The organism is Paenibacillus sp. GXUN7292 (genome assembly GCF_050864975.1).
Classification (GTDB): Bacteria; Bacillota; Bacilli; order Paenibacillales; family Paenibacillaceae; genus Pristimantibacillus.
This window is the reverse complement of record NZ_JBOZWO010000049.1, coordinates 20446-42836: the sequence shown is the minus strand read 5'-3', so window position 1 is coordinate 42836 and position 22391 is coordinate 20446. Positions and strand designations below refer to the sequence as shown.

The following is a 22391-nucleotide window of genomic DNA, read 5'->3' as shown; positions in this document are numbered from 1 at the left end:
TGATCAAAAATAGCCGTTTTGAAATTGTAACGAAGATTAAGTACGCTATCTGATCTATTCATGCATCCGCCAGCGCTGCTTTCTCCACTGTGAAGGCGAGATGCCTTCGGCGCTCTTAAACCACTGCGAAAAAGAGTGCAGCCTGCTGAAGCCGATTTGCTCCGCAATCTCGTTCATATCTTTATCCGATGCGCTGAGCAGCCACTTCGCTTCCTGCATACGGCATTGCTGCTGATACTGCTTGGGGCTCAGCTTATAAAATTTCTCGAACGTTCGGCGAAATCCTACTACAGTCATGCCAGTCAGCTTGGCCAAATCGGCAACTTTAATTTGCTCATGTAAATTTTCGCGCAGGTAATCAGCCGCCTTAGTAATGGTCATTGCCTGCAGGTCAGACTGTGAATGCTCAAATAAATATAGCAGCAGCAGCTCGGCCCACACCTCATGCGTTCGCTCCTTCTCCTTCAGCGGCGAAGAAAGAACATGAATCCACTCCCTGTATAGCTTCTCAAAACGAGTCTGATCAAAACGGGACAAGGCATATATGCGCGGATACTTATAATCCTGTGCCAGCCTGTCCGCTACGCTCGTTAAAGCAGGCGTCATATGCTGCAAATGAATAACGCCAAACCTTATTTTAGCAGTTGCTTCAAAGCGGTGCGGAATACCTGGGGGAATAATGATCACATGCCCTGCTTCGATGGATACTCTGCGGTCGACCCATTCAAATATACCTCTGCCTTCGAGCACGATCTCGATTTCGAGTGAAGCATTTTGATGAAAGCCGGGGTCTTCCCAGTCTTCATTATACGTTCCAATACCGCTTAAAATCGAAAATGTTTTGTCTGCCAACAGCTTGTCCCTCCCGCTGCCTTTTGCAATCGCCTTACAAATATTTATGTACTTAGTTACCAATATTATTATTTATATTAAGCTTACTTTATCATACTTTATAAAAACACTATACAGCTATACAAATATCCTTTACACTGCTTGCAGGTGTTCAATTTTATCTTTATTTAGGAGGATTTAATCATGCTTCAATTTGGCGAAATTAATTATCTCGCTGTTCTGATTGCAACTGCCGTAACGATGGTTCTCGGCTTCTTGTGGTACTCGCCTGTTTTGTTCGGCAACGCTTGGGTGAAGCAAATCGGTCTGAATAAAGAAGAGATGTCGAGCGGCGGTCCAATAACTTACGTGCTTACGGCATTAACTGCACACGGCGGCACTTATCTGCTTGCTTTACTGCTTATTTGCTGTCGGGCATTATTTTAGGAGCCATGTAATAAGAATGAATGTACTAACTACATATGGCGAGGATTCGGACAAAATACAAGTTTATGAAACCGATACTTTATTTGGTGAAAAAGGACGCTTTCGCGTGCTGCAATTTGCAGATGAAGCCGTTCAAGGAGCTATAGATTGTCATCATCCAGAACGTATAGTATTTGAATATCCGCGTGCCCTCATTCACCTGATGGAATACAACGCCTCGGGCTTGCTGGATGATATTTTTATAATCGGTCACGGCATTGGCACGCTCGCTGGTTATTTTTCAGACAAGCATTGTGTCAGTGTGGAAATTAACGAGCAAATTGCGCAAATAAGCAAGCAATATTTTGACTATAACGGGGCTGCTGTACGAATTGGTGACGGACGGGATGTGCTGGAGAAGGATACGAACGTATATCAATATATGATTATTGACGCCTTTACAAGCGATGGCATTCCCAAGCATCTATGCACGCGGACCTTTTTTTCAATCGTTCGATCACACTTAAAGCCAAATGGAGCCATTCTTTGCAACGCAATTGGCAGAGGCAAGCAGGATATACAGACAAGCGCAATTTATAGCACCCTGCAGCAAGTATTTCCTTATGTCTATGCTTTCACTCTGCCATCCGAGAGCGAAAGAGATATACGCAACAGCCTGCTCGTCGGCAGCAACCAGGCAATGCAATATCGCTTGCGAAGCATGGCTGGCTTTATCCCTTACACGCCTAATGCCGGTTATATAATAGAAGACGATTAGTTCTATTCATCGCAAGGATAAACGGTTTCGCCGTCCTTTGGAAAGACGCGTTTACCGATGAAATATAGGAACAAATATAAGGTGAAAAGCTTATACTTTGCTATATTTTAAAATACTTTCTTCGCATATTGAATCCACTCTTTGGCAGCATGGGACAGGTAACTGTCCTTCTTCCATATTACACCGAGATTCCAATTAATCGGCGGCTCAACATCATGAATAACGGCCACCTTGCGCTTATCCATCCTCGCACAAATCGTTTCCGGGAGAAAAGATACGCCCTGCCCCGCGCATACAAGCTCATAGATGAAATCCCACTGACTGCTTTCAAAAGCAATATTCGGCGTAAAGCCCTGCGCGATACACGCCTCTTTGACTCGCTCATGCAGGCTGAATTCCTGTCGGAATAATATAAAGGGCTCATCCTTCAAATCAGCAAGCACAGCCTTTCTCTTATGCGCCAGCTGATGATCCAAGGGTACGACAAGCTTCAAATGCCTATTGACGATCGGCACAGTTTCGAATAATTGCCCATCCACCGGCAGCACGACAACGCCCAAATCCAGCTCGCCTGCCAATAGTCTTTGCTCAATCTGCTTGCCTCCCTCCTCTGTCAGCTTAATTGTAATTTGCGGATACAAGCGCCTAAATTCCATAATGACTTTAGGAAAGAAGCTTGCTCCAATCACAGGTGGCAGCCCCAAACTGAAGCTCCCTGCTCTTAGCTCCGATAGATCTGCGACAGCGGACTGTAAATTTTCCATAGCCTGCGAGACAGCCTGGGCATGAAGCTGAACAACCTGCCCTGCCTCGGTCAGCTCAACTGCGCGTGTTGATCGATTGAACAGCACAACGCCGAGCTCTTCCTCGAGACCTTTAATCATTTTGCTTAGAGTTGGCTGTGATATATGAATAGATTTACTCGCATTGGAAAAGCTCTTATGCTTGGCTACCTCCAGAAAATATTGTAATTGCCGAATATCCATTTCCGCACCTCACTTCAAGCGTTTATCATTTATAGATATTAGTAATAAATCGTATTCTATATATGTATTATCCCTATATTACCATCTCATGTAAAATAAAAAGAAAAAGCTTTAGCTCTCTTCAATTACATCTCATAAGGAGACCAAAAATGATTACACATATTGCTGTTCTTGGAGCCGGAACGATGGGATTTTCAATAGCCAAATTATTTGCCGAGCATCATTATAGTGTTGCGCTGTATGAGCCGTTCAGCCTTCAGGCTGCAAGGGAAAGGATTTCGCAAGAAGCGCTTTCGATTCATTTAGTATCCGAACTTGAGGAAGCGGTTTCAAATGCCGACCTTGTCATAGAATGCGCGCCCGAGACTATGGAAATCAAACAGCCGCTCTACAGGCAATTAACTACCCTGCTGAAGCAAGAAGCGATCGTCGCCTCCAACACCTCTACCTTTTCACTGCAGCAATTGGCTGATGGATTGCCCTATGCGGATCGTATCGTAATCGCTCACTTTTTTAATCCTGCGCATCTTATTCCATTGGTTGAGCTTGTAGGCTTGGCTAACACTCGTCCTGGGATTTTGGAGGTGCTTGCAGAGCTGCTCCGCCAGATGGGCAAGGCTCCTGTTGTGCTAAGCAAGGATATTCCAGGCTTTATAGCCAACCGTCTGCAGGCAGCGCTGCTGCGCGAAGCTAATTTTCTGCTCGAAAACGGCATCGCCGGTGCGGAGGAGATTGATTCTGTCGTTAGCAATGGGCTTGGATTGCGCTGGGCGCTTAGAGGCCCTTTTCAAATCGCAGATCTGGGAGGATTGGATATTTGGTCGAAGGTGACCGGCCATCTCTTTCCAGCGCTTAACAACGGTACAGAGCCCCCTGCAAGCATGATAAACCATATCGCACGCGGCGAGCTTGGCGTCAAGTCAGGCGGCGGCTATTATACATACAGCCAGCAGGAGCATGCAAACGGACAGATGATGAAAGAGCTGCAGCAGCTGCTCGCCTATATGAAGCATAAGGAGGAGAACGACAATGGCATCTGATTCTGTCGTTATTGTAAGCGCAGCAAGAACGGCTATTGGCAGCTTTGGCGGGATATTTAAAGATATATCTGCTATAGAGCTTGGGAAAGCAGCTATTCAAGCAGCGATCGACCGTTCGGGCATTGAATTAACTGCGATAGACGATGTCATAATGGGCAATGTGCTGCAGGCTGGACTAGGGCAAAATCCTGCCAGGCAAGCGGCGCTGGCTGCAGGTATACCTGCAGCCAGCCGCGCACTTACGATCAACCATGTTTGCGGTTCAGGTCTCAGCGCAGTCAGTATAGCCGCTAATGCTATTTCATGCGGAAATAGCGACATTATAGCAGCAGGCGGCATGGAAAATATGAGCCTCGCCCCTTATTTGCTGCCTGCAGCACGCGCTGGTTATCGAATGGGCAACCAAACCGTGATCGACAGCATGATGCACGATGGCCTCCGCTGTGCGGCAAATGATTATGCGATGGGGATTACAGCAGAAAATCTGTGCGAGCAATTCAACTTCTCGCGTGAGCAGCTAGATCAATTCGCTTACAATAGCCAGCTTAAAACGAAAGAAGCTATGCTTGCCGGTAATTTCAAGGATGAAATTGTCAGTATTAGCCTGCCGCAAAAAAAAGGCAGCGCAATAACGGTTGCCGAAGATGAATACCCGCGCCCAGATACAAATCTAGACGCGCTAGGAAAGCTTCGGCCTGCCTTTAAGCCTGCTGGAATCGTCACTGCTGGCAACTCATCAGGCATCAATGACGGGGCTGCTGTGCTGCTTCTTATGTCGGAGGCTAAGGCACGCTCATTAGACTTGAAGCCGCTTGCCAGCATTCGAGCGCATGCTGCAGCAGGAGTTGACCCAGCTTATATGGGTCTAGGTCCAATACCTGCAACCGAGTGTGTCCTAAAGCGGGCAGGGCTGCAGCTGACGGACATAGATTTATTTGAAGTAAATGAAGCCTTCGCAGCGCAAGCACTAGCTTATACCATGCATTTTGACATCGATCCGTCCCGGTTTAATGTGAACGGCGGGGCCATTGCATTGGGCCATCCTATTGGCGCCAGCGGAGCGCGAGTGCTGGTTACCTTGCTGTATGAATTACGGCGCAGAAAAGCCCGGTATGGGCTGGCCTCTCTGTGCATAGGCGGCGGTCAAGGTGTGGCGATGATTATAGAAAATTCATTTCATTAGAAAGGTGCTGGCCTTGGATGAAGCAAATACTAACCTCCTTCCCGGATGCCGTAAAAAACATTCATGACGGGGCAACAATTATGGTTGGCGGCTTTGGGCTCGTCGGCATACCTGAGCAGCTTATTAAAGCTTTGGCTAATAAAGGAACAAAAAATTTAACAATTATATCGAATAACTGCGGAGTCGATGATTGGGGACTGGGCCTGCTGCTGCAAAATAAACAGATAAAAAAAATAATAGCCTCCTATGTCGGCGAGAACAAAGAGTTCGAGCGCCAGGTGCTCAGTGGAGAAATAGAAGCCGAGCTTGTGCCTCAAGGCACGCTGGCAGAGCGGATACGGGCTGGCGGCGCTGGCATTCCTGCATTTTACACGCCAGCAGGGGTCGGCACTTCAATGGCAGATGGTCGGGAAACAAAAATGTTCGGCAATAAGGAATACGTGCTTGAGTATGCCCTTAAAGCGGATTACAGCTTAATCAGAGCGGCCAAATGCGACTATGTGGGCAATGCTGTATATAATAAAACAGCCCGCAACTTCAACCCTATTATGGCTGCTGCTGCAACGACTACAATTGTCGAGACAGAATGCCTAGTAGAAACAGGGCAAATTGATCCTGAGCTGATTCATACGCCCGGCATTTATATACAGGCGATTATTGTCGGCAAGCAAGAGAAGCGCATCGAACGGTTAACGATTAAAGCCTAGCGGAAAGGAGCCTCCCTTTATGAATACACAACTCTCTATAAGAGAACGTATAGCCCTTCGAGCCGAAAAAGAAATAGAAAACGGCATGTATGTCAATCTTGGCATTGGCATTCCGACACTAGTAGCCAACTTTATATCAGCTGACAAACAAATTATTTTACATTCTGAAAATGGCTTGCTGGGCATAGGGCCTTATCCTGAAGCCGATAAAGTTGACGCTGACCTGATTAATGCCGGCAAGGAAACGGTCACAGCTGCTCTGGGCGCTTCTTATTTCAACAGCTCAGAGTCCTTCGCCATGATTCGAGGCGGCCATATAGATCTGGCTATTCTTGGCGGCATGGAAGTTTCAAGCAAAGGTGATTTGGCTAACTGGATGATCCCTGGCAAGATGGTAAAGGGTATGGGTGGCGCGATGGACCTTGTGCACGGTGCCAAACGTGTCGTTGTTATTATGGACCATGTCAATAAAGCCAATGAACCGAAAATACTGCATGATTGCAAGCTCCCTCTCACCGGCAAGCAAGTGGTGCATCGCATTATAACGGATCGAGCCGTTATCGACATTACCGACAAGGGTCTACTGCTCGTCGAGGTTGCAAGGGGCTACACGGTGGAAGATATTAAAGCGATAACAGAACCGCCGCTGCTTTTATCCAAGGATATTAGGATGAATGCATTTTAATTTGCATCTGCTTTGATGACAGACTGGCTTCACTGCTGAAGGAGGAAATAGCAATGTTCAATAAGCGTGTCATTATCGTTACAGGCGCTGCTTCAGGAATTGGTCTTCAGCTTGCTGAGCGATTCGCTCGAGAAGGCGGGGTAGTCATGCTGTCCGATCTAAACGGTTCTGCCTTGCAGACCGCCAGAAAGCAGCTTGATGAGCTTGGCTATCAAGCTGCTTCTGTTCAGGCTGATATGACAATAGAACAGGATATTATAAATTTAATTGACCAAACGGTTGCCCGGTTCGGGAGACTGGACGTTCTAATCAACAATGCAGGCATTCAGCATGTTGCACCGCTTGAAAATTTTCCCACCGATAAGTTTGAGCTTATGATTAAACTGATGCTTACTGCTCCTTTTATAGCTATCAAGCATGCGATCCCTATTATGAAACGGCAAGGCTTTGGCAGAATTATAAATATGTCATCGATCAACGGGCTTGTCGGCTTCGCTGGCAAATCCGCTTATAACAGCGCTAAGCACGGTATCATCGGCTTAACAAAAGCTGCTGCTCTGGAAACAGCCGACTATGGCATTACCATAAATGCATTGTGTCCGGGATATGTTGATACGTCTTTAGTACGCGGACAGCTTGAGGATTTAGCTAAAACACGTAACGTACCGCTCAAAAGCGTACTGGAGGAGGTCATCTACCCGCTTGTTCCGCAAAAGCGCTTGTTGGATATGGATGAGATAGCGGATTATGCACTTTTTTTGGCCAACGAGCGCACCAAAGGTGTAACAGGTCAAGCAGTCGTGCTGGATGGGGGCTATACAGCTCAATAGCGCTATTTAGCGGGAAATTATGATACACTTGCTCTAATTAACATGATGTTGAGAGGAGTATCGCAATGAATCCAGCTATCGTTATCATTATGGAACAGCTTGAACAAAGAACAACGCTCCAGCCGCTGTCTCCGTTGTATTCATGGGATGAACAGCTAGAGACAAAAATCGAATCTTTGAAGCAAGAAGCGACCAGCACGCCTATGATCACTCTTATTGCCGCCCTTCATCTGCGTAATGACAGCTTGGCGCTTTCACATTCCTACGCACAGCAAATCGAGCATGATCCAACTGGCGCTTATTGGCATGGCATCATGCATCGGATGGATGGCGATTATTGGAATGCCAATTATTGGTTTAGACAAGCTGGCAATCATCCCGTTATGACGAAGATCAAACCGATCGTTGCACAATGGCTGCAGCAAAATTGGCACAGCAAGCTGGCGGACTCAGCCAGCGCTCACATATTGGAATCTTTCAAGCTTAATAATGCTTGGAACAGCATGCAATTTACAGACCTTGTCCAGACGTGCCTGCGTTCAAACGATGCCATCCTGGAAGAGCTTTTAAAGCATATTCAAGCTATTGAGATAAAGGCTCTATTTCAACATACTCTGAATGCTCTTGCCAAAAGCTGATGTTTTACAAGAAGCAACCTATTTACGGTATCAAGGTGAAACGGCTGTCGCCGTCCTTATTGCGATCATAAGTTTCATTCCGGAGAAATATTAGAACAGGTATAAGCAGAAAACTTATAATTTCTAATATTTCAAGAATAAACGGCTTAGCCGTTCACTGGAAAGGCACATTTACTGATGAATTATAGGAACAAGTATAAGGTGAAACCTTGTGCTTTTTCTATATTTTAGAAACTTGCATTTCGTAACGTAACCTATAATCAACTGGCAAAATTGCTCTAACGGTTGCCATCGCTGCTATTTCGATTATTTTAGCTAATTTCAGCATTTAACGGTTGCCACGAGTGCTATTGTACTATTTATCGAGCAAAATCAGTGCTTTTGAAGAAATTAAGCGCAATAGCAACCGTTAGAAAATTCAAGCTGCCATTTTTGCAGGAATAGCGTTTGTGGCAACCCTTAGAAAGATCACAACCCATACCCAAACATAACTCCAGTAGTGGATTGTCAGTTGCTTGTTTTTTAACCTTTTTTAATCCAAAACTTAAACAGACCGTTATCCTCCGCAGATTCCAATAACTCATTGCCAGTACTTTTAGACCAAGCAGCAATATCGCTTTGTGACCCTTTATCTGTTGCATGAACTTCGAGAATTTGTCCGGCATCCATTTCAGCCATCATTTTTTTCGTCCTTACTATCGGCATAGGACACGCAAGTCCTGTAGCATCTAATAATTTATCGCTTTTCATCATTCATTCCTCCCCTTGTTGTTAAACGGAGCGATCCTGAGGATAGCTCCAATTGTTCATGCCTTCATAAGCATTAATAATATGGGTAAATCCTTGCTCTGCAAGCAGCATGCACGCCGTATCGCTGCGATTACCCGATTGGCAAATAACAATATATCTGTCCTGCGGATCAAGCTCCTTCATTCGTTCTGCCAACTGTCCGAGCGGTATAGAAATAGCTTCAGGGATATGGCCAAATGCAAATTCCGCCGGCTCTCGTACATCGATCAGCTTGCACGTCATACCTGTGCTTAACTGCTTATAAAGCTGATCATTGCCTATGACATGGGGATGCTTAATCGCTTCCTTCCCTTTACTAGCTTCAGATTTGCGAATAAAATGCTTCCACATCCCCCACACCTCCTATACCCGATATATGGATGTCCATCCATATGTTCTTCATATTTAATAATATGATCAACTTACAGGCCGTTCATGCGGACAGCTTCTTGCATCCTAATTAGACAGCAGCAGACAATAGGAAATTAGATATACCCGTATAGGTATAAGAATAGCGAAATGCAACTTCGATGTCAACTCTCCCCAGCGTCAGGTTATTCACACTTTCGTCATTGCACTTGCCGTTTCAATATCGTATTATCTAGATATAACGATTTATAGACAGGAGCTACATTATGGATAAAGAGCAGCAAATGCTTGAAGAAGCCGCTGAGCTGCTGCGCACAATCAGTCATCCTGCGCGGCTTTGTATTATTAAACGGCTATTGGATGAGGAACCTTGCAACGTAACCTACTTGCAAAATTGCATGGGGCTTCCTCAGTCCACATTGTCTACCCATTTGCAAAAGCTGCGCTCAGCAAATATCGTTACTGCAAAGCGCAACGGCCTAGAAGTTTTTTATGTCATTCATAATGAAAAAGTAAAGCAGCTTATTCCTATTTTATTTTCGCACGAATCAATTTTATAACTGGAGGGTTTTATATGAGCAAAAAAGTATTAATCGTTGGCGGAGTAGCTGGCGGAGCATCCGCTGCTGCAAGACTGCGCAGACTGGACGAGCAAGCCGAAATCATTATGCTTGAGCGCGATGAGCATATTTCATTTGCTAACTGCGGACTGCCTTATTATATTGGCGAAACGATTCAAGAGCGTTCCAAACTGCTAATCCAAACACCGGAAGCCATGAAAAAGCGCTTCAACATTGATGTACGAATTTTCAGCGAGGTCATCGCCATTGACGGCGATAACAAAACAGCCACGATTCGCAGCAAGGATCGCGGCACTTATGAGGAAAGCTTTGATTATTTGGTGCTGTCTCCAGGCGCCAAGCCGCTTGTTCCTCCTATTCCTGGCATTGAGCTGCCTGGCATTACGAGCCTGCGCAACATTGCCGATACGGATCGCATCAAGCAGCTTGTAGATGAGAAGCCAATCAAGCAGGCCATCGTTGTCGGCGGCGGCTTTATCGGCATTGAAATGGCGGAAAACTTGCGTGAACGCGGGATAGGGGTTACCGTTATCGAAGCAGCGCCTCATATTTTAGCCCCTTACGACACGGATATGATCGCCCATGCCGAGCAGGAGCTGAAAAAGCATGGCGTCGAGCTGGTGCTTGGCGACGGTGTTGCATCCTTCACAAAAAATGAACAGCATCAAACAGAGCAAATCACCGTGCAGCTGCAAAGTGGCAGCACCTTACTGGCTGATCTGGTCATACTTGCCATTGGCGTTAAACCAGACACAGCATTTCTGCAGCAATCCAATGTAAATTTGGGAGCCAAAGGGCATATTCTAGTCAATGAATATATGGAAACTAATCTTGCTGGCGTATACGCAGTCGGCGATGCTGTAGAGGTAACACATTTTGTAAGCAACCAGCAAACGGCTATACCGCTTGCCGGACCGGCCAATAAGCAAGGCCGAATCGCAGCGGACAATATAGCAGGTCTGAAGAGCGCTTATAAAGGAACGCAAGGCTCATCTATCATTAAAATTTTCGAGCTGACCGGAGCCGCCACTGGTATGAACGAACGTATGCTGCAGCAGCTGAATCAACCGTATCACGTCGTACATCTTCATCCCGCTTCGCATGCTACCTATTATCCTGGCGCATCGCCTATAGCGATGAAGCTTATTTTTGACTATGAAGGCAAAATACTAGGTGCGCAAGCCTTTGGCAAGGATGGCGTCGATAAAAGAATAGATGTGATCGCAACCGTTATTCGCATGCAAGGCACCGTGGAAGATTTGACAGAGCTTGAGCTTTGCTATGCTCCGCCGTACTCCTCCGCAAAAGACCCGGTTAATATGGCAGGATACATTGCTCAAAATATTGTTGACGAGCGCGCAGTTGTTTTTCTTCCGCGGGATTTGGCAGACAGAGATCTGGACAATACAATGCTGGTTGATGTGCGTACCCCGAAAGAACATAATGACGGGCATATTCCAGGCTCGATCTCTATTCCAGTTGACGAGCTTCGCAGCAGGCTGGATGAGCTGGACCGCGATAAAGAAATCTGGGTGTACTGCCAGGTCGGTTTGCGCGGCTATACTGCATTACGCATACTTGCTCAACATGGTTTTATAGTTAAAAATTTAACCGGCGGGTATAAAAGCTATACGATGAGCAATTTTACACTAGCCTAATTTCATAATAGTTTCAATAAAAAGAGCGACCAAAATTTGGTCGCTCTCCGTTATTCCTATTTCTACCCTACATGAACACCGTCCAAAGTAAATGATGTAAGTATCCCATCCTTGTATAAACGTATAAACGCATCCGCTACGACAGGGTCAAAATGTTTGCCGCGCTGGTTCTCAACCTCGCGAATCGTCTCTTCCGGCGTCCATGCACGCTTGTAAGGACGCTCATGCGTAAGCGCATCATAAAAATCCGCTAATGCGACTATTCGCGCAGGCAAAGGAATCTCTTCCCCCTTTAAGCCAATCGGGTATCCAGATCCATCCCATTTCTCATGATGATACATCGCAATAATGCCTGCCAGCTGCAAAATGCTAAATGAAGTGCCTTCTAATATACGATAGCCAATCGTCGTATGAGTTTTCATAAGCTCAAATTCGCTTGGCTCGAAGCGGCCCGGCTTTAGCAGCACGGCATCCGGTATGCCTATTTTGCCAATGTCATGAAGCGGCGCCGCTGCTCGGATCATCTCGATTTGCTGCTCCGGCATACCTAGCTGCTCTGCAATTTTTCCGGATAGCCAGCCTACCCGCTGCGTGTGCTGCCCGGTCATATCATCCCGATACTCCGCCGCTCTTGCAAGCAGCTCCAATATTTCGAACTTCGCATATTGCAGCTCTTCTGTTCTTTGATTGACGCGTTCTTCTAGCTTGTTGTTGTTTTGCTGCAGCAGCTTATGCAGCTGGCGGGTTTTCAACAAATTATTAATCCGAAGAATGACCTCTGTCCGATCATAAGGCTTAACTAGAAAATCATTAGCGCCAGCCTCCAACACTTCCTGCTTTACACCAGGCGTAATATCTGCGGTAAGCATAAGTACAGGCAGGTAATTTTCCTCTCCAACTTGTTCACGTATAAATTGGAGCACCTCCCTGCCATCCATAACAGGCATATGCAAATCAAGCAGAACGATATCCGGTCGATAGGTGTGAAGCAAATGTTTAATGTCTTCTGCTTTCATCGTTGTATGAATATGCTCAAAGCCTGCTCGTCTAAGTATTCGTTCAAGCAGAGAGACATTATATTCTTGATCGTCGATAATCAGCAGCTTCGACTTTTTTAATTCGCCCATTTTGTTCCCACACTCCATTTAACTGTCAAAACGTGATAAGCCTATCATGCTAATGCAGAAACTATCTTTCCCAGCAGCCTGCTGAATTCAACAGGCTTCGTATCGAAGTCATCACAACCGGCTTGAAACGCTTTTTCTTTATCTCCTGTCATAGCATGAGCAGTTAGTACAATTACAGGAATATGTTTAGTAGCCTCACAGCTCTTTAACGTTCTTGTTGCCTCCCAGCCATCCATAATTGGCAGGCTTAAATCCATCAAAATTACGTCGGGTACGTGCGCGAGAGCCATATCCACACCTTGCTGTCCATCATCTGCCGTCAGGATTGTATAGCCTTTACGAATTAGCCTGCGAGAAAGCATGTCCCTGTTCATCTCATTGTCTTCTACTAATAAAATTGTAGGCAAGCTTTCACCTTCTCCTAATCGTCTCTATTATTATTATCGGCAGAACCTATTAAATCATTTATTCTTGCAAGCAGCGCAGTATAATCTACAGAGCCCTTTTCTACAATCCCGCTCACTGAACCGCCCAGCATTAACAAATCTGCTGCTGTTATCGTTTTAGCTGTTACGACTACAACGGGAATATGCCTCCACTTGTCATGCTTGCGCAGCTCGTCAACAAACTGAAAGCCATCCATTTCCGGCATCATCAAGTCCAGCAGTATCAGTTCAGGCGTTTCTTCCTCCACACAGTCAAGTGCAAGCTTGCCGTTGCGCGCACAGGTAACTTCATAACCTTCCTTTAACAGCAATCTGGCCATCAGCTCGCTCGTTGGTTCATCATCCTCGATTACGAGTACAGCTTTGCCCGCCAGATTCGTAACATACTTATCAATTACATGAACGAGCGCATCTCTGCTGACAGGCTTTACAAGAAATTCCGATGCGCCAAGCGCATATCCAAGCTGCTTATCATTTGTCATGGACCATATAATGACGGGAATATGATTTAGCTCAGGATCGCTTTTAATAGATTCCAATACGCGCCAGCCATCCATACTCGGCATTAATATATCCAGACAGATCACCTGAGGCTTCAATTCTCTAGCCAGCTTCAAGCCTGTTTGGCCATTGCTGGCAAACGCAATCGTCCAGTTTTCCTTTTCGACATACCGTTTTAATAAATCATAATTAAAAGGCTCATCATCAATAAGCAAAATTTTGGGACTTTGACTAGATTTCCATTCCGTGTATGGCGTCCCGTCAGCATCAATTGCTCGAAATTCGGTTTGATTCGTACAAATAGTCGGCAGCCAGCAAGTGAATATGCTGCCTTCGCCTGGCTTGCTTTCAACCGAAATATCTCCGCCCAGCATATTCATAAAGCTGCGGCTGATTGCAAGCCCGAGCCCCGTTCCGCCATATTGCCGGGTTGTAGATGAATCTGCTTGAACAAAGGGCTGGAATAAATGGCTCATTTGTTCCTCAGTCATGCCAATGCCTGAATCTTCGATTCGAAATACAAATCCGTCATTCTGGTTGCGCCTTTGAGCTGCAACATCTAATTTAATAACGCCTCCATTTGTAAACTTAATGGCATTGCTTAATAAGTTAATTAAAACCTGCCTAAGCTTAGTCATATCTGATGACAATTCGCCAAGTGCAGCAGACACACGCAGCTCATTGTTATTTTTATCAGCGAGCGGCTGCATCGTGCCGGCCACATCGTAAATAAGCTGCGATAATTCAAAGCTCTCAATATGAATATCCATTTTTCCTGCTTCGATTTTTGAAATATCCAAAATATCATTAATTAATGTCAGCAAATGATGCCCGGCCTTTTTGATTTTACCCAGGTCATCTACAAAAAGCGGCTGATTCAAATCCTGCGCTTCCTCCATAAGCATCTCGCTGTAGCCAATAATCGCATTTAGAGGCGTCCTCAGCTCGTGGCTCATATTAGCAAGAAACTGGCTTTTGATTTGGTTGGCACGTATAGCCTCGTCGTGAGCCTGCTCCAGCTGGGCAGTGCGCTCTTGCACAAGCCGCTCCAAGTTGCCGTTCAGCTCGCGCAGCTGTTCATTCATCGCATGTATTTCGGCACTTTTCTGTTCAATCTCTGAATCCTTATAATACATTTTTCTTGAAATATATATGGCTACTAGTGACAATCCCAAAGTGAATATCGTAACGATTGTAATAAAATAAGCCAGCCTGCTTTGGTCCAGCACAACTCCTGTGGACGCTTCTATTTTACCGCCCATATGAAACGTTGCAGCCAGCATGCCAGAATAATGCATGCCAATTATGGCCAGTCCCATAATTAGTCCACTGCCCAGCTTTTTTAAATTAACGTAAGTATCTTTGTCTTGATGCAAATATAAGGACAACCAGAAGGCCGTAATAGAAGCAACGATTGCTATGAGTATAGACAGCGCTACATAGTATGGGTTGTATGTAATATCAATAACCATGGCAGCCATGCCTATATAGTGCATAGCTACGATGCCCGCTGCAAGCACCATTCCTCCCGCAACTAGTCTGGAAGCCGACAAGTGCGGCTTGCTGACTATCACTAAAGCGATAAATGCAGCTATAATCGCAACTATAACAGATAAAACTACGATCAGAACATCATAGGCAACCGGAACTGGAAGAGAAAATGCCAGCATGCCTACGAAATGCATCGACCATATGCCCATCCCCATAGCCGCTGACCCGAAGCCAATCCATAGCAGACGGCTTAGCCCCGTTCGGCTTTTAATAAGGCTTATCAAATTAATAACGGTATAAGAGGCTATAACAGCAACAATATAGGAGCAAACAACTAGTAACATATCATGTGAGCCATGAATATGCTGCATGCAGGTCTCCACCTCATCTCTATCAATTAGTGACCAAAAGACTATGAAAAGCAACTAAATTTCCCGAATTCTAGTCATTCATTATACTCGATTATTGTCGATTTTCCTATAAAATACTTACCGAATTTATAATAATTCAGTAACAAAGTCCTGCTTTCGGCATTTTCTGCGAAATCAGGAACCTTATTAACAGCATAGCTGTTACGTAAAATTGTAATGGCATGCAAAAAAGCATACTTTATCCTTTTCAGTATGCTTTCGACTTAGACTATAGTTACCACTTTTTACTAATGATTTACAATCGAAACCTCTACGGCAAAATCCATGCTTTCACCTGGCTCCAGCTCGGTGACCAGCCCTTGTCTGCGTGCTTCGGAGCGCGGCTTAACAAGACAGTTGGATGGCTCGATCGCCGTTACATACAATCCGTCCATTACATTATTCCATTGCCACAAATGAGGCAAGGTATCATGCTTGTAGCGAATTTTAAGAGCAAGCTGTTCATTGTTAATAGGATATGGTGCACGTACAGTCACTTCTCCCATCTGATCATGCTCGTATTCGCATTCATGGTAGAGCATCTCTACATCAGTATTTACAGAATTACGGAAATAATCAGCTCGCGGATCAATCAGCTCGGTACTGTTTCGCAGCAAACGGCGACGGTTGGCTACTTCGATGCTCGTATCGTCCTGTACGAGCGGGAAGCCTAAGTTCATATGATATTTAATCATGCATGGCATTTTCATTGCGCCAAGATTCGTTACTTGATCATAAATGCGAATAACAGGCTGGTCGGCCGGGACTTCAATACGGCGATGAAGCTGCATATGGTCGCCTAGCGAGCTGGCATCATTAACCTTGCCGCTTATGGCAAGCGAATAATTATCGCCAGTCCAGCTTCCGCCGTAACTAACCTCCGCAGCAGGCAATCTGCTTATCCGTCCGTGCATCTCATGCTGTCCTTCCTCATCCTCGCATGCCCGGCCTACATTGTTCAATCCGCAGGTCGCCAGCATGCCGCCATGAAATCCGGCAAGCCAGCCCCCTTTGTGCAAATGCGCAGGATGAACATACCCCGACTTGCTCATCCATGCCAGAGGTATTCCCTTATAGTAAAAAGCCCCGATATCCATGCCGCGATCAGGCAGTGCATAAAACTGCAAGCCAGCAGCATTCCAGGCATGCAGCCCCTTCGTTCCATGCTCCAGCCCATCCATAAAATGAATGCCCTTCACTCCGCATAGCTGGCTTATGTCTCCTACACGATTAATGACCTGTTGCCTTGTCCATTGCTCTCCGAATATTTGCATGCTGCCGTATGCCCCTGTCTCTTATGTCATAGAATAGATTACTTGTGATTGCAGCTTGGCTATACAAAAATACCTGAAGCAAGCCATCTGCCAAATGGCTTGCTCCAGATGCTTCTATTATGAATGGAGCAGCTCTACAGCTTTGGCATTCGCCTCCACCTGCTGCGGGTTTTTACAGCCAGGAATAACTGCCGTTACCGCTTCATGCTTGAGGCACCAAGCCAATGCCCAGCTGGCCATGTTTACGCCGGCAGGCACTTCCTCACGCGAAATGCGCTCGACCTCCTGCAAGCGCGTCTGTACGAGAGCGGCATCATGGCGATGGCGCACATCCGTTTTATCAAAGGTAGCACCGGGTTTGTACTTCCCGCTCAAGTAGCCGCTCGCTAGCGGCACCCTAGCCAGCACACCCAAATCCTGACGCTGGCAGGATGGGAATACTGCCTCCTCAGGCTTGCGGTCCAATCGGTTATATACGACTTGAATCACTTTAGAGCCTACTTGTGTGGAAGCTTCCGTCTGATGCACATTGTCATTTTTAGCAATAGAGGTGCCCAGGTGACGAATTTTTCCCGCCTGCACCTGCTTATCCAGCACCGTCCATAGCTCATCATTATCGAATACATGGTCCGGACCGGAATGGAATTGATATAAATCTATGTACTCTGTCTGCAGCGCTTTAAGCGAGGCATCCAGCTGCTTCACTACATCACCCGGCTCAAATACATCCGTACGTGTAAACCGCTCGTGAAAATGATGGCCGAACTTTGTTGCTACAATCCAATCTTCACGTTTACGTTTGGCCAAATAGTTGCCGATAAAAGCTTCTGACAAATGATCGCCGTAGCATTCAGCCGTATCGATTAAATTAATGCCCAGCTCATGTGCCTTGTCCAATATAGCATCGACCTCTGACTGCTCATACTGGACACCCCATTCCCCGCCGAACTGCCAAGTGCCGACGCCAATAACGGATACATTTAAACCCGTTTTTCCTAATCTTCTATATTGCATATCGATCGCTCCCTTATCTGAAAATAGAAAGTATTCATCCTTACTACTATTATATGTCATGGAAGATATGATTAAATACATACCTTTTTATAACTATACCATGAATCGTTCGGCGGCGGCTTTTACGCGCTCTTATCAACAAACAAAAAGATCGCCCCTGCCAATCGAGGCGGGTGACGATCTTCTTCCATTTTCAGCAAATTATAGTATTGCTCCCTTATTATTTAGGGTCATTATTAATCGTTTGATCCGATGATGAGTTATCTGTTCCATACGGATTTACATATGACTGCTCTTGCTGCTCCTCTTCCTGTCTGCGTCCTGATCTGCCCTTAATCCATCTCCAAATCGCCAGAGGAACCGCCAGCAGCACAAACCAGAACTTTTTAAGCAATACTAGCGCTGCGCCAATAAGACCTGCCTTCTTCGCAGCAACCAGTCCCGCTCCTCCCAAAATTAGCCCCGTCAAGCCAACTTCAGATTTCTTGTCCACGCTAGGATCAAAATCTTCATAGGTAGAGCCTGCTGTAATGGAGTATTTTGGCAGAATCAGCTTATTTAGCGTCGCTATCTCTCTATCAAGAGTAGCCTCATCTGTAACGAGAAGCACAGACACATAGCCGCCGCGAGTAAGAATACGCACATTATAGTTAATAATTGCGTTGCCATAGAAATCTTCTGCTAGCAAAGCCCAGATCAAAGTACGATCCTCTTCATTATAGTAAGGCTCTGTATGCCAGCCCTTTACGAACAGTCTTTCTTCTTCTGCACGCGTCTCATTGCTTGCATCAGTGCCGTCCTGGTAGCTTTTTAGCAGCTTCTTGGCATTAATTTTGTTTTTATCCTTATCGGAAATATAACCTACATCCTCGTACTCGAATAAAACAAACCAGCTTTCTTCCTCATTAACAGGAAAAACGCTTCCCATCTCTGTACCCATTACGTTATTTCCCAAATATTCCTGAACGTCCATCGTATCTTCACGATCCAGATAAAGAAGGGATTCATCCAGTTCAAGTGTAGAAATATCTCCTACATTAACAGTAGTTCCCCCTTCAATCCAGTTCGGTTCAATCGGGTTACTTTCTGCTGTTGCAAATACTGTGCCTGTTGTAAGTAAAAATATTAATACCGTGCAAACCATCATTTTCATGTAACGCATTCCATGACCTCCGACAAATGTTACTAACATATTTTCTTTGGATTCCATTCATTTCCAATTGGAAATAATGACACTCGTTGTATAGTAACATATTTCCATATCTATGGAACTGGGTACTAAGAACTGTTTTATTTTACCATTTGACATTTCATTATTCCATTATTTGTTTTTTTTAGATTTAATAGTAGGCTGTTTACCGCAATTTCATAGTCAAAAAGATTCAACTTGCCAGTACCAGCTTGCGTGCGATGCCTGCTGTACGAAGAAAATGCATTAAAGCTCATTCAGCGGACAACAAAGTTATTCACAGCATTACTAACAAATGAATCGAGGTTATACACATAATCAACAAAAATATTCACAGGTTGTGCACGAATTTCTTCAAAAACGCATGCTGATGACTTGATTTTGAAAAGTTATACACAAGTTGATACAAAAAAGAAGCTGTCAAAGCATCAGCTAACCGTACAAACGCTTCAGTCAGCTTGACCGCTTAACAGCTTCTTTATTACTACATCAGCAACCAAGAAGAAACGCTGCGCGTCCTTGGCTAAGGATGTGCCGTTTCTCGATGAATATAGGATGAAGTATAAGGTGAAAACAGATACTTCCCTATATTTCAAGGATAAACGGCTTCGCCGTCCTTCGCTTGAACGAAGGAGGCGCGTTTACCGGTGAAGTATAGGAACAGTTATAAAGTGAAAACTTATACTTCCCTATACTTCAAGGATAAACAGCTTCGCCGCCTAGTTAAATAATAACGGCCGTACCGCTTACCGCTACCATCAGCATACCTTCGCGAACAACTTCATAATCAATATCAATACCGACAATGGCATTGGCACCCATTCTGGCAGCCTGCTCCTTCATCTCTGCAAATGCCGCATCTCTTGCCTCTTGAAGCTTGCTCTCATAAGCGCCTGAACGTCCGCCTACTATATCCGTAATAGAGGCCAAAAAATCTCTCACTACGTTTGCACCCATAATAACTTCGCCTGTTGCGATTCCTGCATAATGTTTAATTGGATATCCTTCGATTATAGGGGTTGTTGTAACGATCATTTTAATTCCTCCATTTTGATGTCCCTTCAAAGAGGAGACACGTAAAGTGAATGACACTCGGTATTACGAATAGAGCTATGCTTTGGTTTCCAGCTGAAACTGCAACTTGAACACCGTTTATATATTTGTTTCTTCCTCGGCTTGCTTGCTGGCATCTTCCTTGCCCGCGTACAGTAATCTTGATACGGCTATTCCTACTGCGCCCAGCACGATAAACATAATCGCTCTGATCGAAAGCGATACATCGGGTACATCGATAAGAATAACCTTCATCAACACGACAAATAAAAACAGCATGCCGGTCAGTCTAGCTTTTGAAAGCTTGAAAATCATACCTACAGCGATAGCGCCTAAAGCATACAGCAACCAAGCCCCCGACAAAATAAAGTGCCGTATATCGCTTTCCATCCCTTTGGTTGCAAGGTTAACGATTATTGATACAAAAATAAGGCCTAGAGCCGCTTCCAGCCATAACAGCGCTGATAATAACAGCTTATTGTTGTCGTGCCCGATCGCACCATCAGCTTCTGTTGATTGCTGCGTCTTTGGAAAAATCCATTTGGAATAAGCAGCATAAATAACCGCAATACCCGCCAGCAGAACAATCCAGCCCAATGTTTCAGTTGATACAATTTTCACAGGAGCGTCCGTTATGATCCAAACGCCTGATATAATCGCTAAAATGCTGCCAGTAATTTTTTGTAGAGTATATTTTATTTTTGCCCCTAAAATTAATGCCAATACTCCTTCTGCAAATACAGCTATGCTGCTATAGGCCATGCCGCTCCAATTCATAATAAACAGGAACACTGCAGCTGTCGCTATCACCATGCTTACATCTACACGATGGCGGTGAAAGGACTGCTGCTCATGATCAGCAGCGGCTTGGGAAGCGATTTTCATAAAATGGTACGCCGCCGCTCCATAAATGAGCGCTCCTGCAGCCAGCATAATCGGATAAAGGTTGCTGTCGTTATACAGCAAATTTGCCCACATCGCCAGCAGCAGGAATGAAACAAACTGCATAGCAAGCTGTTCGGCATTTGATTGCTTGCGCCTTATAAACTGAACGAGCAATACAAGATGCTGAATCGTTAATGCTGTTAAAATTAGCGCTTCGTTTTCTGTGTAATCAAGGGCCAGTGCCAATATAAAAGAGAAATGCAGCAGGCCAAATGAAAACCAGTAAGCGACTTGATAGTTATAACGTGTCGCCAGCAGGAACATGAAAATAGAAAATACGAGCTGATAGCCAATAAATAAATACTCGCTCGAGCTGTTGTACGCGACCAAAAACGGTATCATATAGCCTGACAAGGTTGACAAAACCAGCAAGGTCTGGGAACGCCATTTAAGCGATGTGTACGTAATGAGCACCAATACCGCCATGTACAATATAATAGCGACTGGGGCTGATATTAAATCATAAAGCAGATGAGCTGCCGATAGGGACAATATAAATACGCCAAGCGAGCCACCGAGTAATACTTTGCCGAGCCCGGCCCGATCCTTTTTCGTCTGCTGCACGCCAGTTCCGTACAAAATAGCTCCCAGCAAAACGCCGAGTATACACCTCACCTCTTGCGACAAATGTCCGTTTACAACAATCGCAAGAAAACCCCACAGCACACCCAACAGCAGAACAACTATGAACACGCGCGGCAACCATACTCTGGCCAGCACATGCTCCAAGCTCTGATTCTCTTTATATCGGCCATTGGAATCTATTGGCCGGTACGGCGGCGGCGGATAGCCGTAAGGCTGTATCGGCGGCTGGGCAGCTGCTTGCCCTGGATGCGGCATGCTCCCCTGCGGCTGTTGAGGTGCTTGACCATACGGCGCGGACGGCTGCGACTGGCCTTGCACTGCTTGCGGCCCATAGCCGTATGGCGCGGACGGCTGCGATTGACCCTGCGCCGATTGCGGCCCATAGCCGTATGGCGCGGACGGCTGCGACTGGCCCTGCGCCGATTGCGGCCCATAACCGTATGGCGCGGACGGCTGCGATTGGCCCTGCGCCGATTGCGGTCCATAGCCGTATGGCGCGGACGGCTGCGACTGGCCCTGCGCTGCTTGCGGCCCATAGCCGTATGGCGCGGACGGCTGCGACTGGCCTTGCGCCGATTGCGGCCCATAGCCGTATGGCGCGGACGGCTGCGACTGGCCTTGCGCTGCTTGCGGCCCATAGCCGTATGGCGCGGACGGCTGCGACGGCTCTTGACTTTCTGATGAGCCGGACTCCTGGGCCTCTTGTTGCTGAGTATGCTGCTGCGCTCCAGCAGTTTGCGTATTCTGAGCGCTGCGCAGCTGGCTTATTTCATCCTCTAAAGAGTTGATTTTTTGCTCTAATCTTAGTAATAAATCCTTCAATTGATTATCATCCACTTTTGATCCACCTCCTGC

At 45.8% G+C, this 22391-nt stretch carries 22 protein-coding genes; 10 read left to right on the top strand and 12 right to left on the bottom strand.

All coding sequences use genetic code 11. From position 1 onward, the window contains the following. Nucleotides 1-54: 54 nt before the first annotated feature. Nucleotides 55-852 (bottom strand): helix-turn-helix domain-containing protein, encoded by a 798-nt coding sequence (locus ACRRU2_RS25655; protein WP_331700758.1) that lies wholly within the window; start codon nt 850-852, stop codon nt 55-57. 183 nt (nt 853-1035) lie between these two features. On the opposite strand from ACRRU2_RS25655, the gene ACRRU2_RS25650 reads away from it, so the two are divergent. Together ACRRU2_RS25650 and ACRRU2_RS25645 are read left to right on the top strand one after the other, a co-directional pair. Continuing rightward, nucleotides 1036-1278 carry a DUF1761 domain-containing protein gene (locus tag ACRRU2_RS25650; protein WP_331700757.1) on the top strand — a complete coding sequence of 81 codons (243 nt, stop codon included), beginning with the start codon at nt 1036-1038 and terminating at the stop codon, nt 1276-1278. Between the two features lie 16 nt (nt 1279-1294). Then, complete coding sequence (locus ACRRU2_RS25645; RefSeq protein ID WP_331700756.1) at nt 1295-2035, top strand: spermidine synthase; 741 nt, start codon at nt 1295-1297, stop codon at nt 2033-2035. A 107-nt stretch (nt 2036-2142) separates the two neighbouring features. On the opposite strand, the gene ACRRU2_RS25640 is transcribed toward ACRRU2_RS25645, so the two are convergent. Continuing rightward, nucleotides 2143-3021 carry a LysR family transcriptional regulator gene (locus tag ACRRU2_RS25640; protein ID WP_432506029.1) on the bottom strand — a complete coding sequence of 293 codons (879 nt, stop codon included), beginning with the start codon at nt 3019-3021 and terminating at the stop codon, nt 2143-2145. Nucleotides 3022-3170: 149 nt separating this feature from the next. Here ACRRU2_RS25640 and ACRRU2_RS25635 point away from each other — a divergent pair, with 149 nt between their 5' ends. From ACRRU2_RS25635 to ACRRU2_RS25610, 6 genes are all read left to right on the top strand, one after another. Further along, nucleotides 3171-4061 (top strand): 3-hydroxyacyl-CoA dehydrogenase family protein, encoded by an 891-nt coding sequence (locus ACRRU2_RS25635; RefSeq protein ID WP_432506027.1) that lies wholly within the window; start codon nt 3171-3173, stop codon nt 4059-4061. Continuing rightward, on the top strand, nt 4051-5244 hold the full coding sequence (locus ACRRU2_RS25630; RefSeq protein WP_432506025.1) for an acetyl-CoA C-acetyltransferase: 1194 nt from the start codon (nt 4051-4053) through the stop codon (nt 5242-5244). Before ACRRU2_RS25635 ends, ACRRU2_RS25630 begins: the two co-directional genes overlap by 11 nt. Before the next feature lie 17 nt (nt 5245-5261). Further along, the gene (locus ACRRU2_RS25625) at nt 5262-5951 is read left to right on the top strand and encodes a CoA transferase subunit A (protein ID WP_432506023.1); all 690 of its coding nucleotides are present in this window, start codon (nt 5262-5264) and stop codon (nt 5949-5951) included. 19 nt (nt 5952-5970) lie between these two features. Next, entirely contained in the window at nt 5971-6636 is a 666-nt protein-coding gene (locus ACRRU2_RS25620; protein WP_432506021.1) for a 3-oxoacid CoA-transferase subunit B, read from the top strand. A gap of 53 nt (nt 6637-6689) precedes the next feature. After that, entirely contained in the window at nt 6690-7466 is a 777-nt protein-coding gene (locus tag ACRRU2_RS25615) for a 3-hydroxybutyrate dehydrogenase (protein WP_432506019.1), read from the top strand. Nucleotides 7467-7531: 65 nt separating this feature from the next. Further along, on the top strand, nt 7532-8104 hold the full coding sequence (locus ACRRU2_RS25610) for a hypothetical protein (RefSeq protein ID WP_432506017.1): 573 nt from the start codon (nt 7532-7534) through the stop codon (nt 8102-8104). 522 nt (nt 8105-8626) lie between these two features. Here ACRRU2_RS25610 and ACRRU2_RS25605 read toward each other — a convergent pair. Together ACRRU2_RS25605 and ACRRU2_RS25600 are read right to left on the bottom strand one after the other, a co-directional pair. Further along, the gene (locus ACRRU2_RS25605; RefSeq protein ID WP_432506032.1) at nt 8627-8854 is read right to left on the bottom strand and encodes a sulfurtransferase TusA family protein; all 228 of its coding nucleotides are present in this window, start codon (nt 8852-8854) and stop codon (nt 8627-8629) included. A 21-nt stretch (nt 8855-8875) separates the two neighbouring features. Further along, nucleotides 8876-9244, bottom strand: coding sequence for a rhodanese-like domain-containing protein (locus ACRRU2_RS25600; protein WP_331700749.1), 369 nt, complete (start codon nt 9242-9244; stop codon nt 8876-8878). A 284-nt stretch (nt 9245-9528) separates the two neighbouring features. Here ACRRU2_RS25600 and ACRRU2_RS25595 point away from each other — a divergent pair, with 284 nt between their 5' ends. Then, nucleotides 9529-9822 carry an ArsR/SmtB family transcription factor gene (locus ACRRU2_RS25595; protein WP_432506015.1) on the top strand — a complete coding sequence of 98 codons (294 nt, stop codon included), beginning with the start codon at nt 9529-9531 and terminating at the stop codon, nt 9820-9822. 14 nt (nt 9823-9836) lie between these two features. After that, nucleotides 9837-11501 carry a CoA-disulfide reductase gene (locus ACRRU2_RS25590; RefSeq protein WP_432506013.1) on the top strand — a complete coding sequence of 555 codons (1665 nt, stop codon included), beginning with the start codon at nt 9837-9839 and terminating at the stop codon, nt 11499-11501. Nucleotides 11502-11563: 62 nt separating this feature from the next. Here the strand turns inward: ACRRU2_RS25590 and ACRRU2_RS25585 are convergent, their stop codons facing one another. The 8 genes from ACRRU2_RS25585 to ACRRU2_RS25550 form a co-directional block, all read right to left on the bottom strand. Continuing rightward, nucleotides 11564-12628: an HD-GYP domain-containing protein gene (locus ACRRU2_RS25585; protein ID WP_331700746.1), complete on the bottom strand. Its 1065-nt coding sequence runs from the start codon at nt 12626-12628 to the stop codon at nt 11564-11566. A gap of 44 nt (nt 12629-12672) precedes the next feature. Then, a complete protein-coding gene (locus ACRRU2_RS25580; protein ID WP_331700745.1) occupies nt 12673-13035 on the bottom strand; it encodes a response regulator in 363 nt (120 codons plus the stop codon). A gap of 14 nt (nt 13036-13049) precedes the next feature. Then, nucleotides 13050-15437 carry a response regulator gene (locus ACRRU2_RS25575; protein WP_432506010.1) on the bottom strand — a complete coding sequence of 796 codons (2388 nt, stop codon included), beginning with the start codon at nt 15435-15437 and terminating at the stop codon, nt 13050-13052. A gap of 287 nt (nt 15438-15724) precedes the next feature. After that, nucleotides 15725-16750 (bottom strand): DUF4432 family protein, encoded by a 1026-nt coding sequence (locus ACRRU2_RS25570; RefSeq protein WP_331700743.1) that lies wholly within the window; start codon nt 16748-16750, stop codon nt 15725-15727. 117 nt (nt 16751-16867) lie between these two features. Next, nucleotides 16868-17764, bottom strand: coding sequence for an aldo/keto reductase (locus ACRRU2_RS25565; RefSeq protein ID WP_331700742.1), 897 nt, complete (start codon nt 17762-17764; stop codon nt 16868-16870). Nucleotides 17765-17984: 220 nt separating this feature from the next. Further along, nucleotides 17985-18926, bottom strand: coding sequence for a DUF2167 domain-containing protein (locus ACRRU2_RS25560; protein WP_331700741.1), 942 nt, complete (start codon nt 18924-18926; stop codon nt 17985-17987). Between the two features lie 750 nt (nt 18927-19676). Beyond that, on the bottom strand, nt 19677-19988 hold the full coding sequence (locus ACRRU2_RS25555) for a YbjQ family protein (RefSeq protein ID WP_331700740.1): 312 nt from the start codon (nt 19986-19988) through the stop codon (nt 19677-19679). A gap of 117 nt (nt 19989-20105) precedes the next feature. Continuing rightward, nucleotides 20106-22373, bottom strand: coding sequence for a DUF2339 domain-containing protein (locus tag ACRRU2_RS25550; RefSeq protein WP_432506007.1), 2268 nt, complete (start codon nt 22371-22373; stop codon nt 20106-20108). Nucleotides 22374-22391 lie beyond the last annotated feature (18 nt).

Coding starts and splice junctions, on each gene's coding strand:
- ACRRU2_RS25650 (WP_331700757.1), top strand. CDS start 1,036: ATGCTTCAATTTGGCGAAATTAATTATCTCGCTGTTCTGATTGCAACT.
- ACRRU2_RS25645 (WP_331700756.1), top strand. CDS start 1,295: ATGAATGTACTAACTACATATGGCGAGGATTCGGACAAAATACAAGTT.
- ACRRU2_RS25640 (WP_432506029.1), bottom strand. CDS start 3,021: ATGGATATTCGGCAATTACAATATTTTCTGGAGGTAGCCAAGCATAAG.
- ACRRU2_RS25635 (WP_432506027.1), top strand. CDS start 3,171: ATGATTACACATATTGCTGTTCTTGGAGCCGGAACGATGGGATTTTCA.
- ACRRU2_RS25630 (WP_432506025.1), top strand. CDS start 4,051: ATGGCATCTGATTCTGTCGTTATTGTAAGCGCAGCAAGAACGGCTATT.
- ACRRU2_RS25625 (WP_432506023.1), top strand. CDS start 5,262: ATGAAGCAAATACTAACCTCCTTCCCGGATGCCGTAAAAAACATTCAT.
- ACRRU2_RS25620 (WP_432506021.1), top strand. CDS start 5,971: ATGAATACACAACTCTCTATAAGAGAACGTATAGCCCTTCGAGCCGAA.
- ACRRU2_RS25615 (WP_432506019.1), top strand. CDS start 6,690: ATGTTCAATAAGCGTGTCATTATCGTTACAGGCGCTGCTTCAGGAATT.
- ACRRU2_RS25610 (WP_432506017.1), top strand. CDS start 7,532: ATGAATCCAGCTATCGTTATCATTATGGAACAGCTTGAACAAAGAACA.
- ACRRU2_RS25605 (WP_432506032.1), bottom strand. CDS start 8,854: ATGAAAAGCGATAAATTATTAGATGCTACAGGACTTGCGTGTCCTATG.
- ACRRU2_RS25600 (WP_331700749.1), bottom strand. CDS start 9,244: ATGTGGAAGCATTTTATTCGCAAATCTGAAGCTAGTAAAGGGAAGGAA.
- ACRRU2_RS25595 (WP_432506015.1), top strand. CDS start 9,529: ATGGATAAAGAGCAGCAAATGCTTGAAGAAGCCGCTGAGCTGCTGCGC.
- ACRRU2_RS25590 (WP_432506013.1), top strand. CDS start 9,837: ATGAGCAAAAAAGTATTAATCGTTGGCGGAGTAGCTGGCGGAGCATCC.
- ACRRU2_RS25585 (WP_331700746.1), bottom strand. CDS start 12,628: ATGGGCGAATTAAAAAAGTCGAAGCTGCTGATTATCGACGATCAAGAA.
- ACRRU2_RS25575 (WP_432506010.1), bottom strand. CDS start 15,437: ATGCAGCATATTCATGGCTCACATGATATGTTACTAGTTGTTTGCTCC.
- ACRRU2_RS25570 (WP_331700743.1), bottom strand. CDS start 16,750: ATGCAAATATTCGGAGAGCAATGGACAAGGCAACAGGTCATTAATCGT.
- ACRRU2_RS25565 (WP_331700742.1), bottom strand. CDS start 17,764: ATGCAATATAGAAGATTAGGAAAAACGGGTTTAAATGTATCCGTTATT.
- ACRRU2_RS25560 (WP_331700741.1), bottom strand. CDS start 18,926: ATGCGTTACATGAAAATGATGGTTTGCACGGTATTAATATTTTTACTT.
- ACRRU2_RS25555 (WP_331700740.1), bottom strand. CDS start 19,988: ATGATCGTTACAACAACCCCTATAATCGAAGGATATCCAATTAAACAT.